We start from the raw sequence: 16,265 nt of genomic DNA, 5'->3' as shown, positions 1-16,265 counted from the left end.
GGCGGGCAGGGTCTCACTGGCATAGTTTTACATCAATATGAAATACTTTTATCATCCATTGAAAATCAGTAAATTGCTATAATTAACAAATAAGATTACCATGAAAACAATATTCAATCTTCTAATCCTTCTTGCTATGGCACATGCTGCAACGGCGCAATCTTTAAAAGCGGTTTCTTATGCCGATGGGCAACAAAAGCTAAATGGTTTGGTTACTGCTAATACCGGAAAAAAATTACCGGGCGTTCTTATACTTCCCGCATGGATGGGAATAGATCAGGAGGCTAAAAATGCCGCTTTGGAATTGGAAAAGAAAGGATATATTGCCTTTATTGCTGACATCTATGGCGAAGGGAATATCCCAAAAAACGGAGAAGAAGCTTCGAAAATAGCTACTCAATACAAAACTGATTTCAGTGCTTATCAGAAAAGAATCAGTCTGGCTTTGGAGCAGCTGAAGAAAGCCGGAGCGAAACCAGATAAGCTGGCGGTGATTGGCTACTGTTTCGGTGGAAGCGGAGCTTTAGAGGCAGCCCGGGGCCTTTTACCGGTTGCCGGTGTAGTTTCTATACATGGCGGTCTGTCCAAAGATAAAGCCCGACCAAATGGAAAGTTAAATACAAAAATTCTGGTGTTACACGGCGCCGATGATGCTTCTGTATCTAAAAGCGATATCGAGAACCTGTATACGGAATTTAACTCGGCCAAAGCTGATTGGCAAATGATTTACTATGCTAACAGTAAGCATACCTTTACCAATCCGGAATCAAAGGACTATAATCCTGAAATGGCTAGACGTTCATGGCAGCATACTTTACTGTTTTTAGATGAGGTTTGTAAGTAGGGTGAGCAGAGGATAGGTTCAGTTTAATAAAATACGAGGCTCTTCAAAACAGGTCTTTGATTAAAGAATCCGTAGAGTTATATAAGATACATCTCTACGGATAAATCTAAGCTTATTATAAGCTCTTTTTACTTTCATCAGCAGAAGGGCCATACATTCCAGGAATCGGAACATCAAGTATACGAAGATATACTGAAAGCTGTCCTCTGTGATGATAAATATGGTTATTTACAATGAATCTGTTGGCTACAACTTTGGGTAAGTTGGCTATAACATGGTCGCCGGCAGTTAAAGCCCAGTTCTCCATCCACCTGTTATCATCAAAATTCTCAAGCGCATTCTTACATAAGGCTTGGTATTGGTCTAGTAAATCCAATAATTCAGCCGCTGTTGTTGCTGTAAGAGGAGCATAATCTGTATGAAAATTGAGCTTATCTTTTTCTGTAATATTCGCTGTCCAGGAGGTAAGCTCGGTAATGTGTTTCGCTAATTCTCCCAGACTCATAGATTTTTCATGAGGTTTCCAGTCCCATTTGTCATTTGGTATGCAGGCTATTAGTTTTTTAGTGCTTGCAATCTCTTTTTCAAATTCAGTTAAAAAGCTTTGTTTGATACCCATATTGTTTTAAATCTAGTTTATAGCAAAGATAAGATTCTGATTGATCTTGCGTGGTGATTCCTGCTTCTAAATAAGGATTGCGAAAGGTTATATGTGTTATTGATCTTTTTAAGGAATACGAGAGTTTAAACAAAAAATCGGCCTGTCCTTTTCGTACAAGCCGAGTAATTAATAAACGCTCTTTGATTTAAACTGCGGTATAACCACCGTCAATTAAATAATACCCGCCGGTCATAAAAGAAGATTTTTCCGAGCTTAAAAATAAAACAAGTTCGGCTACCTCTTCTGCTTTTCCCAATCGTCCTATAGGGTGTTTGGCTATTAAGTCTTTTTTATGGCTTTCATCAAGCTGGCTAAGCAAAGGTGTATCAATATAGCCTGGTCCAACAGCATTGCACCTAATGTTTTTTGGTCCGTATTCTGCACCAATATTTTTAGTTAATCCAACAACCGCATGCTTGGCGGCAGTATAAGCAGAGGACATTGGGGCAGCTACCATACCGTGTATAGAAGCCATATTGACGATAACGCCGCTACCATTTTTCTCCATCGCCAGCAATTGGTATTTGCAACCGTAGAAAACGCCATTCAGGTTGATGTCTATTACTTTCTTCCAGCTATCTATGCCATAAGCTTCGGTTAAAGCCAGCTCTCCACCTATACCTGCGTTATTGCAAGCGATATCCAACTTACCAAACTTATCCAATGTTGCGTTTACCAGCGCTTCGTTGTCCTGAGGAAGCGAACTATCCGCTTTAAAAAAAGCCGCAGTTCCACCCGCTTCTTCAATTCGCTTTACTGCCGCTTGTCCTGCATTTTCATTGATATCCGAAATCATTACTTTAGCACCTTGTCTTGAATATGCCAAGGCAACTGCTAAGCCTATGCCAGAGCCCGCTCCGGTAACAAGGGCTACTTTGTTTTCTAATTCTCCCATTTTGTATGTTTTTCTAGTGATTAAGGTAATTTACGATTTATTCCGGAAAGAGAGAAAAGTTCATTGGTTCATTAGTTTTCCAAGGGATGTCCGAATGTATTTCCAAATGGATTCCTTTGGAACCTTCGGCACATTAGTCATTAGTGAATAGGGAGTTGAAAGTAGAGCGTTGATTGTACATGGTTGAGAATTTTCCAAAGGGATGTCTTTGGCATATTAGTTTATTGAGTTCATTAGTGTCATTAGTCTTTATCTTTCTTCCTTGTTCTTTGGTCATTGTTTTTATTAACGGTGTGCGTAGATGAACGCGGAGATCCCTCCGCTGCGGTCGGGATGAACTGTGTTTAAATCCAAATAAAAAGTTAAAATTCACTAAAATAATATTCTGTTTAATTTAGCATTAGCCAAATTGTGCTTTATAAGGTTCTCCTGATTTAGCTATGGCAAATACTTGCTTAATAAGTTTATTTACTGCTGCTATCAGTGCTACCCGGTAAGGTTTTCCTTTATCCCTCAACCTTTCGTAGAGATCTTTACAGGCCTTGTTGCAACGTATTGCAGAAGTAGCAGCCATGTATAATACTTTTCTAACCTGTCCCATTCCCATTTTGCAGATATGCCCTTTGCCTTTCACACTTGTACCTGATTCATATATCCTTGGGGCTAGTCCAAAGTAAGATATGACCTGCTTATAGTTTTCAAACATACTAAAACCATCTGTAGCAATAATCAGCATAGAGACACTTCTTGGCCCTATACCTGGTATACTTCTGATATTACCAGCCATTTCTTCATAATGCTGCTTTATCAATCCATCTATCTGGCGCTCTTTCTCCTTAATCCTTTTATCATGGCTTTCCACTTCCTCCTTGATCTCATTGTATAATAACTTATCTATTGTACCTGCTGCCTCAAATGCATGCAACTGGCTGGACAACATATGCCTTCGTTGTTTTAGTCCTTCAAGATAGGTCTCAAGGTTACGGATGCTTTGTATTGCCGCCGTGGGCGGCTCCCATAACCTGGGGCTGGTCATCTGTGCAAACTCTGCTATGACCATTGCATCTTTCTTATCTGTTTTTGCCCTGGACATTCGCATCTGTGCAAACCTGCGTATAACCAATGGGTTGACTACCGAAACTCTTATTCCTGAATCATATAAAAATCTTGCCAATTGGAAATAATATGGGCCTGTGGCTTCCATCGCCACATGGGTATCCAGAATATGCGGCAGCATATCCTTAAAACCTTTTAAGTTGTTTGTAAATCTGCCTTTGAAAGCTGATTTGCCTTCTTTTAAAACTGCAATGTCAAAATAATCCTTTGAACAATCGATCCCTGTTATCATATTTGTAAAATCGTAAAATGAGGATCACAGCTTTCTTATCGTGACTTATCAATCGTAAAAACAGGCTCCTGAGGCCTAATGAACTGTCCAAGTTATAATAAGAATGAGAGAAGGGGACTAACATCTCGAAGAGTCTATAATGACTAATGACAAATTAAAGTCTTATTCCTTCTCTCTGCTGGATCTTATTAACTGAACAAAATTATATTCCGTTTAATCTTTTCCAAACTTCTTCCTACAAACTTACGATGACACGATGGGGGAGTTCATTGTCAAGAAAGTAGGAACGGATATAATGTTGAATGTTTGATGTTTAATGTTTAATGGGGTGTTAACTGGTTTTTTAGTTTTCCAAAGGAATGCTTTAGGCACATTAGTCATTGTTCCTTGCTCTTTACTCCTTACCGCCTCATATGCTTTATGCATTACATCCGGTTTACAATCTTCCTTAATCAGGTATACAAAAATGAAATTCCTAATATTTTGGTATGTAATTAGTTGCGGCTATCAGTGTATTTCAAAAATTAATTAAAATAAGATGAAAAAGTTATTAATTATCTGCGGATTGTTATTCGGTGTAGTAACATTTGCACAAGCACAAAATGCGGGTCATAAAAAAGCAGAAAGCTCTGAAGCCAAAGCAAAAATGAAAGCTGAGAAATTAGCTCAAAAATTGGATCTGAATAGAGATCAGACGAAAAGAATAGAGGATATCTATTTGGAAGAGTCTATGTCGATGGCTAAAAGAAATAAGGAAGGCATGAGTAATAAAGCCGAAATGATGAAAATTCATGAAGAAACTGATGCTAAGATCAGGTCTGAACTAAATGAATCTCAAAAGCAAAAATACGATGCCTGGAAAATGGAAAATGAAAAGCACATGAAAAAAGACGGGAAGAAATAGTCCTTAGGTAATCAGGATACAAAAGTCGAAGGATTTTCTTTCGGCTTTTTTTGTTTTATATTAATGCTGTAAAACAGTTTATTATTGTTGTTTTATTTTAGTAATTGTTTAAGTGTTATATAGTCTGTTTATAAGGGGGAATAGGAGTATGTTATAACACCTGTATGGGTGAGTGGTACTAAGGTGGGAATATACTGGGAGTATAGTGCTGGTATAGTGGGAGTAGCAATATAGTTCATTAGTTGAAATAGTTCACTATGTTTTAGATTGTTGTCCGAGCGGGGGGCTTTCTGAAAGAAGACCCTGGGCAAACTTAGCTTTCTGGATAAATCTTTAAATGGCGCAATCCGGCCCCCTCATCCGCCCTTTGGGCACCTTCTCCCTCATGGAGAAGGCCAAAAAATGAAGGGACAGAAGTGATAAGTAGTAAGTCCGGGGTCGGGGGGACGGAAGTCGGGTAGTTGATAGTCAGTAAAAAGAGGAAAGTTTAAAGAGGAACCCTTCGAGAGCCTCAGAGTGACGTTGTTGGGGTGTGGAAGTAGTAAGTCTGGAGATCGAAGTTGGGAGCGGAGTTAATGTTGGATGCTTAATGAGAATATTTATAATAACCTGCATTTCCGTTCATTGGAAATGCAGGTTTGCGTATGGAGGTACACACGCAGTCATTAATAGTCTTTTATTGGGCTGTAAATGTAAATACCACTGTTAAATTATCGTAGAAAGGGTGTTTTCCGCTGTACTTAAGCGTAGTTTCGCTAAGTTCTATAATAGTCAGATTAAGGGCTAATGCACTGTCTTCTAAAGTTATCTTCATGTTGTCTCCATTTATGTGTAATCAGTTTAAACAAAGGTCTATTAGTTGGAAAATTTCACTTTGAATTTTCCTTCGGTTATTTCTACTCTATCATTATTTTTTGAAGTGACGTATCCATGGAAGATACCTGCGGCTACTCCATCTTTTTTGTAGGTAACATCAAACAAAGAAAGACTTCCGCCTTCATTATCGTTTTCGGTGGTAAATAAAAGCCCGGCGTTGTTTGTATATTCAAGAAAGCTGATGCCGGAAGTTTTATCAGCACCTATGGTTAATCCCAGTACAATACCAATAAAGTTCTCAACGAAATAAAATTTAAACTTTGGATTGGCTCCTTCTTTTCCTGAAGCCAGAAGTGTGAAAGTTTTGCTGTCTCCTTCATTGCCTCTTAGTGCAGAAAATTCTGTAGAGGTCACTGTTGTACCATTTACCTTATAAGTGAAATAGTATTCTGATTGTAGTTCTTCGTCTTTTGCATCACTATCATCTTTTTTGCATGATGTAACCGCAAAAGTAATCAGCGAAATAAATAGAAGTAATTTAATAGATTTCATGTTGTGGTATTATTTTATTAGTTAATTGTTTAGTTTTTTAATTATAAGCAATTATTATTAGCTGCTTAACCCGAACTCAGGTTAATAGGATTTGGTAATTGGGCATTTGCTTCGTGAATAGCTTTAATTGGAGTACCAACGGCTTACAATAAAATTTCAGGAACTGAAGAACTTGATTTAAGACTGCTAGTGAAAATTGCCAGTTATCTAGTCGTTGTAGGATTATCTATATCCGCTGTAGCGAAAACAGCAGTAAAGCTTATTATGTGGCAATTGTGCATTTTACAGATGAAGTAAATAGTGTATGGTATTAAAAGTCAATAAATTATGATGTAATGTCGTTGACATTACTCTATTCCCTTTTTATAGTCAAATTTTTAAATCTCGATATTCCCAATACACTACATTTCGGCTTCGTTGTAACATCCCGAGTTTTATATAATCTTCTACACCCGAGAGATGCTCTTCAAATCCCAAATGATATAATTCCCCACATTGCTTTAAGCCTAAGTGTTAATTTTATATCTTAGCCAATCGAAAAATAAAGAACATTGGCAGGAAAAGGAACAAAGGAAACTCCTTTAATGACACAATACAACCAGATCAAAGCAAAATATCCGGGTGCATTGCTGTTATTTAGGGTAGGCGATTTTTACGAGACTTTCGGGGAAGATGCTGTGAAAGCATCTCAGATTTTAGGGATAGTATTAACAAAACGGGCTAACGGTTCGGCTTCGCACATAGAACTGGCCGGTTTTCCACACCATTCTATAGAAACCTATTTACCCAAATTGGTGCGGGCAGGCCAGCGTGTGGCGATATGTGACCAGTTGGAGGATCCTAAATCTGTAAAGGGAATAGTAAAGCGTGGTGTTACCGAATTGGTAACTCCGGGTGTAGCCTATAATGACAATATTGTTCAGCAAAAATCCAATAATTATTTAGCCACACTGCATTTTGACAAAGGCACAATTGGCGTGGCTTTTTTAGATATTTCTACGGGCGAGTTTTTAACTGCACAGGGTAATGCAGAATACATAGATAAACTTTTACAAAGTTTCAAACCCAGTGAGGTTATTTTTGCAAAGAGTAAATCGAAAGAATTTACGGAGCTTTTTGGTGGACGTTTCTATACATTTATTCTGGATGATTGGGCTTTTACTAATGACTATGCCCAGGAAAATCTGCTGAAGCATTTCGAGGTAAATTCCTTAAAAGGATTTGGTATAGAGAAACTGAATTTAGGGATTATTGCAGCGGGAGTTGCTTTACATTACCTGAACGAAACCGAGCACAGGCAGTTGCAGCATATTACGAATATATCCAGGATAGAGGAAGACCGATATATGTGGTTAGATCGATTTACTGTTCGAAATCTGGAACTGGTGGGATCGTCTAACGAAGATGCTAAAACGCTGATAGATGTTCTGGACCATACTTCTTCGGCTATGGGAGCCAGAATGTTGCGCAAGTGGGTTTTAATGCCCTTGAAGAACAGGAAGCCGATAGAGGAGCGTCTGGATGTTGTTTCTTTCTTTTTCAAACATAATGAATTGAGAGAAACCTTGGAACAGCATATCCGACAAATTGGGGATCTGGAACGTTTGGTTTCTAAAATTGGTTTGCAGAAGGCTAATCCACGAGAGATTGTACAGCTAAAGAGAGCTCTTCGAGCTATTGAAGAGATTAAGAAATTATGCGAAAACGTAGATCAGGAATCTGTGAAACGTATTGCGGAACAGATAAATCCATGTGCCTCTATCAGTGAAAAAATTGATAAGGAACTTCAGGCTGACCCACCAGTAGCGGTAGCCAAGGGAAAGGTTATTGCAGATGGTTTCAATGAAGAACTGGATAAACTGCGGAAGATATCTTATGGCGGTAAGGACTATTTATTGGAACTGCAACGGAAAGAAGCCGAGGCAACGGGAATCAGTTCTTTAAAAATCGCTTTCAATAACGTTTTTGGATATTATCTGGAGGTGAGTAATACGCATAAGGATAAGGTGCCAACGGAATGGATAAGAAAGCAGACTTTGGTAAATGCGGAACGTTATATTACGCCGGAGCTGAAGGAATATGAAGATCAGATTTTGGGAGCCGAAGAGAAAATCCATGCTTTGGAAACAAAACTTTTTAGCGATTTGCTGGCTTCTGTGGCTGAGTTTATCCGTCCGATTCAGCTGAATGCGACATTGATAGCACAACTGGATGTACTCTTATGTTTTGCTACGATCGCTCAGAAAAATTATTATGTAAGACCGGTTGTCAGTGATGACAAGGTATTGGATATCAAAGGTGGGCGCCATCCTGTTATTGAGAAAAACCTGCCTATTGGCGAGGAATATATTACCAATAGTGTTTATCTGGATGACGAAACGCAGCAGATTATCATTATTACAGGGCCTAATATGGCCGGTAAGTCAGCTTTATTGAGGCAAACCGGGCTGATTGTGTTGATGGCTCAGATGGGCTGTTTTGTTCCTGCAAAAGAGGCGCATGTAGGAATTGTAGATAAGATTTTTACCAGAGTAGGTGCATCGGATAATTTATCGTCAGGGGAATCTACTTTTATGGTGGAGATGAATGAGACCGCAAGCATTCTAAACAATTTGTCGGACAGAAGTTTGATTCTGCTGGACGAAATTGGTCGCGGTACTTCTACTTATGATGGTATTTCTATAGCATGGGCTATTGTAGAATTTTTACATAATCATCCGAATGCGAACGCAAAGACTTTGTTTGCCACGCATTATCATGAATTGAATGAACTTTCGAATTCTTTTTCACGTATCAAGAACTTTAATGTAACGGTTAAAGAAGTAGGGAATAAAGTGATCTTCCTGAGGAAGTTAGTTCCCGGAGGAAGTGAACATAGTTTTGGTATCCACGTAGCGAAAATGGCGGGTATGCCTCCAAGGGTTCTTTTGCGGGCTAATGAGATATTGCGGAGATTGGAGAACGAACGAACTGGTGGTGAACATGTGAAAGCCAGTATCATGAAAATGCAGAAACAGGCTGTGCAATTACAAATGTTTGCATTGGAAGATCCGATCCTGATTAAAATCAGAGATGTACTGAATAATCTGGATGTTAATACCCTGACACCCGTGGATGCTTTAATGAAACTGGATGAAATACAAAAAGTATTGAAGAACTCTTAAATTTATATGTTATGAATACGGATAAAATTTACGGTTTTGGAATTGTAGGAACTGGCGCAATTGCCGATATACATGCAGATGCCATCAAAAGTGTTGCTGGAGCTAAATTGATAGGTGTTTACAACAGAAATTACGACAAAGCAAAGTCTTTTTCTGAGAAGCATGGTGGCGAGTCTTTCGAAGATTTAGATACTTTTTTAGATAGAGCGGACATAGATATTATTTGTATTTGTACCCCGTCTGGTTTGCATGAGGAAATGGCATTGCTAGCGATTCGAAAAGGTAAACATTGTCTGATAGAGAAGCCATTGGAAATTAATACCATGCGTTGCGATCAAATGATTAGTGAGGCAAAAAGAAATGGCGTACAGTTAGGTGTTGTTTTTCAGAGCAGATTTTATCCGGAAAGCAGAGCTATTAAGGAAGCTATAGATAGAAACTGGTTTGGAAAGCTGGCTATTGGAAGCGCATATGTAAAATGGAGCAGAACTGAGGCTTATTATAAACAAAATGCATGGCGCGGAACCTGGGCTTTTGACGGTGGAGGTGCCTTAATGAATCAGGGAATTCATGCTGTTGATGTTTTGCAATGGTACATGGGCGAGGTAGAAAGTGTGCAGGCGATGACTGGAAATTTCAGACACGAGGAAATAGAGGTCGAAGATACCGTTGTTGCTATACTTCGTTTTAAAAATGGAGCTTTAGGTACCATAGAGTGTTCTACTGCGCTTTACCCGGGTTTCTTAAAGCGGATAGAAATTACAGGAACGGAAGGCTCCGCGGTTATTGAAGATGCTGACATTACAAAGTGGGAATTTATGAATGCCGATGCCAATGCTTACTATGCTGTTAAAGCTAAGGATGAATCTAAAGATGCAAACGGAGGTGTTTCTAATCCTATGGCTATAAGTTCTTTGGGACACCAATTACAAATCACAGATTTTATTAATGCATTGAATGCCTCTGCTAAACCGTTTATTGATGGAGAAGAAGGCAGGAAATCAGTCAGAATAATTGAAGCTATTTACGAAAGCGCGAGAACCGGAAAACCTGTTTATTTGTAGTTAGTTCCCCTAAGGGATGTCCAAATGGAAGCCTTTGACTCCTTCGGCAAATTTCCCGAAGGGGCGTTAGCAATACGGTTGTTAATCGTTTGGGAAGATATCTTCTATTTCTTTTACATCATCGATTAAAAAGGAGCCTTGATGTGAGACTACTGTAATGTCCCTAATGAATTCATTATGCAACTCTGTATCTTCTATAATTGTATGGAACAGATAGCCATGCTGTTTTGTCCGGTTTATAAATTTACATTCTTTAACTTTAACAGTTCCAAAGTCGTTTCCGCCAATCATAAAACCTTCGTTTACACCTGCAAATTCAGAATATCTTTGAGACCATTTATTTTTGAATTCCGTTTCTGACAAACCTCCGTCATAATCAATGTGTATAGCATCCATTTTAAATTCATAATAACCGGGAGTGGTTATCGATGAAAAATTTCCCTTTAACTGATCAAAATCTTTAAAGAATCCTTCGATGCTTCTTTTTAACCAGATCTGTGCTAAATGGACGGAATCTGTGCTTTCCGCTTTTATTGTAGCGGTAGTATCCTCATTTTTATTCGTATTGGTTTTAGAAGGACTGTTGCAGGAACAAACCGTGTATACAAGAATAAGAATCATTAAGCAGGCAGATTGACGTTTCATGATCGATGGTAGATAGAATAAATTTAATTATTGCATTTGTTCAATTTAAGAAAAGTATTGGAAAAATGGAAGATCTTAAAAATGTTTAAGCTCCAAACGGGGAGAATGGAGCCTAAACTAACCAATTATAAACCTGATCCAAAGATAAGGCGAAAGTACCGGTCTGCAATGGCTGTTAACATTATTTAACAAAATGTGTTGTAGATTAATTAGGTTCAGATATAGTGAATAATATAAACAATTACTGTTTCTTCGAATTCCGAATTATGATTTTGAGGATAAGCGGATTCATCGATTTTTTACTTTTGAATTTAGCCCCCATAATTGATTTTAAAACCCTACTTTTGAGACAAGATTGTATAAGATTCCGCCAAATAAGATATGTTGAAATACGAAAAATTTGTATTGAAAAACGGACTGCGTGTTTTAGTCCATGAAGATCACAATACACCAATGGCAGTGTTAAATATACTGTATGACGTTGGTGCCAGAGATGAACAAGAAGATAAAACAGGTTTTGCACATTTATTCGAACATTTGATGTTTGGTGGCTCCATAAACATTCCTTCTTATGATGAGCCACTGCAGAGAGTAGGAGGTGAAAACAATGCTTTTACAAGTAACGATATTACCAATTATTATTTAACCCTGCCTACTGCAAATATTGAGACAGCTTTTTGGTTAGAATCTGACAGGATGTTAAGCCTGGCTTTTTCTGAAAAAAGTCTGGATGTGCAAAGAAATGTTGTCTGCGAAGAATTTAAACAACGTTATTTAAATCAGCCTTATGGCGATGCATGGTTAAAGCTAAGGCCTCTGGTTTATAAAAAGCACCCCTATAAATGGGCTACTATAGGCAAAGAGCTTTCCCATATAGAGAATGCAAAAATGGAGGATGTGAAAGCATTCTTTAAAAAGCATTATAACCCGCAAAATGCAATATTAGTTGTAGGAGGGGATGTTGAAGTGGAGGAGGTCAAAAGATTGGCAGAGAAGTGGTTCGAGCCAATAGAATCAGGCGTTAAATATATCAGAAATTTGCCTGAAGAAGATGAGCAGACTGTGGAAGTTAAAGAAACGGTTTATGCAGATGTTCCCTTAAATGCGATTTATAAAGTGTTCAAAATGGTTGGAAAGGCAGATGAAAAGTATCCTGTTTATGACTTGATATCAGATATTCTGTCGCAGGGAAAGTCCTCCAGACTTTATAGACAGTTGGTTAAAGAACGCCAATTGTTTTCAGATATCAATGCATATAATTACGGAAGTATAGATACAGGGATGTTTGTAATAGAAGGCCGTCTGAATGAAAATGTCGATCCTCAAGATGCTGACAACGCCATATGGGAAGTGTTGAATCAATTGAAAGCCGATCTGGTGTCGGAAAATGAACTAACAAAGGTGAAAAATAAATACGAATCAACCTTTGAGTTTGCTGAGATGAGTTTGCTGGATAAAGCAATGAACCTGGCTTTCTATGAACTTTTGGGAAATGCTGATGAGCTGAATATGGAAATTGAAAAGTATCAAAAAGTTAATAGAGAGGATATTCAGCATATTTCTCAGTTTATGTTTCAAAAAGAAAAGTCTACAACCTTATATTATTTGTCAAACAATGCTAAATAGAAAAGAGGCCCCGTTATTTAAAGAAGTAGAAAATATACATTTTGTACATGCCGAAGAAAAGAGACTTAAAAACGGAATCCCCGTTTTTATACTGAACGGAGGCGAACAAAATCTGGTTAGAGTTGAGTTTATATTTAAAAATGTGAATTGGGATTCGTCTAAGCCACTGCTGGGGAGCATGACCAATTCAATGCTAAGTGAAGGGACTCAAAATTTGACCGCCGCCGAAATAGCCGATAAAATAGACTTTTATGGTGCCTTTTTTCAAACAGAGTTTGGTTTTGACCGTTCGACAGTAACATTATATAGCTTGAACAGACATTTAGAGCGTACGCTACCTGTTGTACAGGATGTCTTATTCAATTCTATATTTCCAGAAAAAGAGCTCAACACTTTAATAAATACACAGAAGCAAAGATTAAAGGTGTCTTTTGAGAAAAATGATTTTCTAGCCAAAAAAGTTTTCAATAAAGAGGTTTTTGGTGATACCTTATATGGTTACACTGCAAATATTGATGATTTTGATAAGCTGGAAAGAGAAGATTTAATTGCGTATTATAAAAAAGCGTATCATCCACAGAATTGTACAGTTGTTATTGCCGGTAAAGTGGAAGATTCTGTTCTCACACTATTAGATGAACTTTTTGGTGAATGGGAGAGTACGGAGAATTTCCAAGAGAACAGGTTTGATATCCCCCGAGTTAGTTCGAAATTCGAATTGGTAGAAAAAGATCAGGCTTTACAGTCTGCTATAAGGCTAGGTATAAAAACGGTTAACAGAACACACCCTGACTTTTTTGGTATGCAGCTTTTAACAACTGTTTTGGGAGGTTATTTTGGTAGCAGGCTGATGTCTAATATCCGGGAGGATAAAGGTTATACTTATGGAATAGGAGCAGCTAATATGTCTTTGGAATATGCAGGGACATTTTTTATAGCCTCAGAAGTTGGAGCAGATGTTTGTAAAAATACATTTGAAGAAATTGAAAAAGAGATCAATATTCTTAAAACCGAACTTATTCCAGAAGATGAGTTGAAACTGGTTAAAAATTATTTTGTTGGCAGTATTTTAGGTAGTTTGGAGAATATTTTCTCCCATGCCGACAAATTCAAAAATATTTATTTCTACGGATTAAGCTACGATCATTTAGATAAGCAAATCCAAACTATAAAAGGTTTAACACCAGAAGAGCTAAGGGATTTAGCCAATAAGTACCTTGTATTTAACGACTTTGTAAAAGTGGTTGTTGGGAAATATTAGTAAATATAGAAGCGATTAAAGATACTTAAACATCGCTTCTATGTTTATTTCTTTCAAATGACAAAATATTTTTCGTTTTTTATCAGAAAGTCGTAATTTTGTATCGCAAATAAAGACCCTTAATTTATTTGCTATGCAGTTAGATCCACATAAATTTATTGCCGAAGGATTAACATACGATGACGTTTTATTAGTTCCGGCTTATTCAGAAGTTTTACCAAGAGAAGTTGATACTTCTTCATTCGTTACCAGAAATATTCGTTTAAATGTACCTATTGTTTCAGCGGCTATGGATACAGTAACCGATGCCAATTTGGCTATTGCAATTGCGCAAGCTGGAGGATTAGGTTTTCTTCATAAGAACATGACTATCGAGGCTCAGGCTAACGAAGTTAGAAAAGTTAAACGTTCTGAAAGTGGGATGATCCAGGATCCTGTAACACTATCGCAATCTGCTACGGTAGGCGAAGCATTTAAAATGATGAAAGAATTCCAAATTGGAGGAATTCCTATCGTGTCAGAAGGTAATAAACTTGTAGGAATCGTAACCAATCGTGATCTGCGTTTTCAAAAAGACTTAAGTATTAAGGTTTCTGATGTAATGACAAAAGAGAACTTAATTACTGCTCCGGAAGGAACTACCCTGAAACAAGCAGAATCTATTTTGCAAGATCATAAAATTGAAAAGCTACCAGTTGTAAAAGAAGACGGAACTTTATCCGGCTTAATTACATTTAAAGATATTCAGAAATTCAGAAATTACCCTTCAGCATGTAAAGACGAACACGGAAGGTTGAGAGTAGGGGCTGCGGTAGGCGTAACGACTGATACGCTGGAGCGTGTTGAAGCTTTGGTGAAGGCTGGTGTAGATGTTATTACAATTGATACAGCTCACGGACATTCCAAAGGTGTTATAGACAAATTAAAAGAAGTTAAAGCTAAATTTCCTGAATTAGATGTTATCGCTGGAAATATAGCTACAGGTGCTGCAGCAAAAGCTTTGGTTGAAGCTGGCGCAGATGCTGTAAAAGTAGGTATTGGCCCGGGATCTATTTGTACTACAAGAATTATAGCAGGAGTTGGTGTTCCTCAATTATATGCGGTTTACGAAGTTGCAAAAGCATTAAAAGGCACCGGAGTACCATTAATTGCCGATGGCGGTATCAAACAAACTGGTGATATTGCAAAAGCGATTGCAGCCGGAGCAAGTACTATTATGGCAGGATCTCTTTTCGCAGGTGTAGAGGAAGCTCCTGGAGAGACCATCATTTACGAAGGAAGAAAGTTTAAGTCATATAGAGGAATGGGATCTGTAGAGGCAATGGAGCAAGGTTCTAAAGACAGATACTTTCAGGATGTAGAAGCTGATATTAAGAAGCTTGTTCCCGAAGGAATTGTAGGAAGAGTACCTTACAAAGGAACTTTGGCCGAAGTAATGCACCAGTATATCGGTGGTTTAAGAGCGAGTATGGGATACTGTGGAGCTAAAGATATTCCAGCTTTACAGGAAGCACAATTTGTAAGAATTACGGCTTCAGGTATCAGGGAATCACATCCGCATGGTATTACAATTACTAAAGAGGCTCCAAATTATAGCAGATAATTAGAGTAGAAATATAAAAAAGCCGCGTATCATAAATACGCGGCTTTTTTATTTACCAGAGTTTTTAGTGAAAATCTATTCTCACAATATCTCCCATATTTAGCCCCAGTAAACCGCTGGCATTTCCTTTATTAATTGCTATTTCCAGATGATCGGAAATACCAAACAAACAAAGCTTTTCGCCTTCAGGAACTTCATTATAATGCCAGCTTAGCTGGTTGATTGTCTCATTCCTTCTAAAAGAAAGGGTGAATTTTCTACCTTGCTGTACTTTAGTAAATAAATCTTTGGTTACGTTAGTAACGACGTTCTGAAAAGAATCAACAAAAATAACACTGCCCTTAATCTGGTCAGATTCGATAATCGGCTGCAGGCTCATTCTTTCTTCCACGCCATCTGTAGGGATACCTATTTCTTTCAGTGAACCACCGGCCGCCAAATGACAAGCAGCTTTTACAAAGATATCCGCTAATGGAAAATGCAGAAACTTTAAATCCTGCATGATATTTATTTCCACAATTTCTTGAGGTTCCTCGTCAAAAATCAATGAAAAAATCCCGTTATCGGAGCCCACAAAGAAGTGATCGCGATATTTTACGGCAATATATTTGTTGTCTTCACTGTAAACCGTATCAATCCCGATTAAATGAACCGTGTTTTTAGGGAAATATGAAAAACAATTTTTTAAAATAAATGCTGCTCTTGAAATATTGAATGCCTGGATTTCGTGTGTAATATCAATAATATTCACATTAGGCAATGTACTTAAGATACTGCCTTTGAGCGCCGCTTGGTAAAAATCTTTATACCCTAAATCTGTGGTTAAAGTGATAATTGCCATTAAATTTGTGAATATTTATTCTTATTCTTGCATTACAAGAA

General features: G+C 37.8%; 14 protein-coding genes. 7 read left to right on the top strand and 7 right to left on the bottom strand.

Going from position 1 to position 16,265, the window contains the following annotated elements:
- Positions 1-100 precede the first annotated feature (100 nt).
- Positions 101-844 (top strand): dienelactone hydrolase family protein, encoded by a 744-nt coding sequence (locus tag PEDSA_RS05740; protein ID WP_041536986.1) that lies wholly within the window; start codon positions 101-103, stop codon positions 842-844.
- Positions 845-959: 115 nt separating this feature from the next.
- Here PEDSA_RS05740 and PEDSA_RS05735 read toward each other — a convergent pair whose 3' ends face one another.
- The 3 genes from PEDSA_RS05735 to PEDSA_RS05725 all read right to left on the bottom strand — a co-directional run bounded on the left by PEDSA_RS05735 (position 960) and on the right by PEDSA_RS05725 (position 3,748).
- The gene (locus PEDSA_RS05735; protein ID WP_013632216.1) at positions 960-1,463 is read right to left on the bottom strand and encodes a DinB family protein; all 504 of its coding nucleotides are present in this window, start codon (positions 1,461-1,463) and stop codon (positions 960-962) included.
- Between the two features lie 187 nt (positions 1,464-1,650).
- Positions 1,651-2,400 carry an SDR family NAD(P)-dependent oxidoreductase gene (locus tag PEDSA_RS05730; RefSeq protein WP_013632215.1) on the bottom strand — a complete coding sequence of 250 codons (750 nt, stop codon included), beginning with the start codon at positions 2,398-2,400 and terminating at the stop codon, positions 1,651-1,653.
- A gap of 400 nt (positions 2,401-2,800) precedes the next feature.
- Positions 2,801-3,748, bottom strand: a complete 948-nt coding sequence (locus PEDSA_RS05725; RefSeq protein ID WP_013632214.1) for an IS110 family RNA-guided transposase — start codon at positions 3,746-3,748, stop codon at positions 2,801-2,803.
- 538 nt (positions 3,749-4,286) lie between these two features.
- On the opposite strand from PEDSA_RS05725, the gene PEDSA_RS05715 reads away from it, so the two are divergent.
- Positions 4,287-4,652 carry a hypothetical protein gene (locus tag PEDSA_RS05715; RefSeq protein ID WP_013632212.1) on the top strand — a complete coding sequence of 122 codons (366 nt, stop codon included), beginning with the start codon at positions 4,287-4,289 and terminating at the stop codon, positions 4,650-4,652.
- A 676-nt stretch (positions 4,653-5,328) separates the two neighbouring features.
- Here the strand turns inward: PEDSA_RS05715 and PEDSA_RS20255 are convergent.
- Both PEDSA_RS20255 and PEDSA_RS05710 read right to left on the bottom strand, forming a co-directional pair.
- Positions 5,329-5,466, bottom strand: a complete 138-nt coding sequence (locus PEDSA_RS20255; protein WP_013632211.1) for a hypothetical protein — start codon at positions 5,464-5,466, stop codon at positions 5,329-5,331.
- Positions 5,467-5,507: 41 nt separating this feature from the next.
- The gene (locus tag PEDSA_RS05710) at positions 5,508-6,020 is read right to left on the bottom strand and encodes a hypothetical protein (RefSeq protein WP_013632210.1); all 513 of its coding nucleotides are present in this window, start codon (positions 6,018-6,020) and stop codon (positions 5,508-5,510) included.
- A 584-nt stretch (positions 6,021-6,604) separates the two neighbouring features.
- On the opposite strand from PEDSA_RS05710, the gene mutS reads away from it, so the two are divergent.
- Both mutS and PEDSA_RS05700 read left to right on the top strand, forming a co-directional pair.
- Positions 6,605-9,184 (top strand): DNA mismatch repair protein MutS, encoded by a 2,580-nt coding sequence (gene mutS, locus PEDSA_RS05705; RefSeq protein WP_041537301.1) that lies wholly within the window; start codon positions 6,605-6,607, stop codon positions 9,182-9,184.
- 11 nt (positions 9,185-9,195) lie between these two features.
- The gene (locus PEDSA_RS05700; RefSeq protein ID WP_013632208.1) at positions 9,196-10,248 is read left to right on the top strand and encodes a Gfo/Idh/MocA family protein; all 1,053 of its coding nucleotides are present in this window, start codon (positions 9,196-9,198) and stop codon (positions 10,246-10,248) included.
- A gap of 81 nt (positions 10,249-10,329) precedes the next feature.
- Here the strand turns inward: PEDSA_RS05700 and PEDSA_RS05695 are convergent, their stop codons facing one another.
- The gene (locus PEDSA_RS05695; RefSeq protein ID WP_148233508.1) at positions 10,330-10,869 is read right to left on the bottom strand and encodes a hypothetical protein; all 540 of its coding nucleotides are present in this window, start codon (positions 10,867-10,869) and stop codon (positions 10,330-10,332) included.
- 405 nt (positions 10,870-11,274) lie between these two features.
- Between PEDSA_RS05695 and PEDSA_RS05690 the strand changes: the two genes are divergently transcribed.
- The 3 genes from PEDSA_RS05690 to guaB all read left to right on the top strand — a co-directional run bounded on the left by PEDSA_RS05690 (position 11,275) and on the right by guaB (position 15,383).
- On the top strand, positions 11,275-12,519 hold the full coding sequence (locus PEDSA_RS05690; RefSeq protein WP_013632206.1) for a M16 family metallopeptidase: 1,245 nt from the start codon (positions 11,275-11,277) through the stop codon (positions 12,517-12,519).
- The gene (locus tag PEDSA_RS05685; RefSeq protein ID WP_013632205.1) at positions 12,509-13,780 is read left to right on the top strand and encodes a M16 family metallopeptidase; all 1,272 of its coding nucleotides are present in this window, start codon (positions 12,509-12,511) and stop codon (positions 13,778-13,780) included. Before PEDSA_RS05690 ends, PEDSA_RS05685 begins: the two co-directional genes overlap by 11 nt.
- Positions 13,781-13,913: 133 nt before the next feature.
- On the top strand, positions 13,914-15,383 hold the full coding sequence (gene guaB / locus PEDSA_RS05680; RefSeq protein WP_013632204.1) for an IMP dehydrogenase: 1,470 nt from the start codon (positions 13,914-13,916) through the stop codon (positions 15,381-15,383).
- 64 nt (positions 15,384-15,447) lie between these two features.
- Here guaB and PEDSA_RS05675 read toward each other — a convergent pair whose 3' ends face one another.
- Complete coding sequence (locus PEDSA_RS05675; protein WP_013632203.1) at positions 15,448-16,224, bottom strand: SAM hydrolase/SAM-dependent halogenase family protein; 777 nt, start codon at positions 16,222-16,224, stop codon at positions 15,448-15,450.
- Positions 16,225-16,265: the final 41 nt, after the last annotated feature.

Source organism: Pseudopedobacter saltans DSM 12145 (assembly GCF_000190735.1).
GTDB lineage: Bacteria > Bacteroidota > Bacteroidia > Sphingobacteriales > Sphingobacteriaceae > Pseudopedobacter > Pseudopedobacter saltans.
Note: the sequence above shows the minus strand (reverse complement) of the source record. Positions and strands in the feature narration are given on the sequence as shown.

What these genes read in the sequence shown, in the direction of transcription:
- guaB (WP_013632204.1), top strand. Translation starts at nt 13,914, where the DNA reads ATGCAGTTAGATCCACATAAATTTATTGCCGAAGGATTAACATACGAT.
- PEDSA_RS05740 (WP_041536986.1), top strand. Translation starts at nt 101, where the DNA reads ATGAAAACAATATTCAATCTTCTAATCCTTCTTGCTATGGCACATGCT.
- PEDSA_RS05735 (WP_013632216.1), bottom strand. Translation starts at nt 1,463, where the DNA reads ATGGGTATCAAACAAAGCTTTTTAACTGAATTTGAAAAAGAGATTGCA.
- PEDSA_RS05675 (WP_013632203.1), bottom strand. Translation starts at nt 16,224, where the DNA reads ATGGCAATTATCACTTTAACCACAGATTTAGGGTATAAAGATTTTTAC.
- PEDSA_RS05710 (WP_013632210.1), bottom strand. Translation starts at nt 6,020, where the DNA reads ATGAAATCTATTAAATTACTTCTATTTATTTCGCTGATTACTTTTGCG.
- PEDSA_RS20255 (WP_013632211.1), bottom strand. Translation starts at nt 5,466, where the DNA reads ATGAAGATAACTTTAGAAGACAGTGCATTAGCCCTTAATCTGACTATT.
- PEDSA_RS05700 (WP_013632208.1), top strand. Translation starts at nt 9,196, where the DNA reads ATGAATACGGATAAAATTTACGGTTTTGGAATTGTAGGAACTGGCGCA.
- PEDSA_RS05695 (WP_148233508.1), bottom strand. Translation starts at nt 10,869, where the DNA reads ATGATTCTTATTCTTGTATACACGGTTTGTTCCTGCAACAGTCCTTCT.
- mutS (WP_041537301.1), top strand. Translation starts at nt 6,605, where the DNA reads ATGACACAATACAACCAGATCAAAGCAAAATATCCGGGTGCATTGCTG.
- PEDSA_RS05730 (WP_013632215.1), bottom strand. Translation starts at nt 2,400, where the DNA reads ATGGGAGAATTAGAAAACAAAGTAGCCCTTGTTACCGGAGCGGGCTCT.
- PEDSA_RS05690 (WP_013632206.1), top strand. Translation starts at nt 11,275, where the DNA reads ATGTTGAAATACGAAAAATTTGTATTGAAAAACGGACTGCGTGTTTTA.
- PEDSA_RS05715 (WP_013632212.1), top strand. Translation starts at nt 4,287, where the DNA reads ATGAAAAAGTTATTAATTATCTGCGGATTGTTATTCGGTGTAGTAACA.
- PEDSA_RS05725 (WP_013632214.1), bottom strand. Translation starts at nt 3,748, where the DNA reads ATGATAACAGGGATCGATTGTTCAAAGGATTATTTTGACATTGCAGTT.
- PEDSA_RS05685 (WP_013632205.1), top strand. Translation starts at nt 12,509, where the DNA reads ATGCTAAATAGAAAAGAGGCCCCGTTATTTAAAGAAGTAGAAAATATA.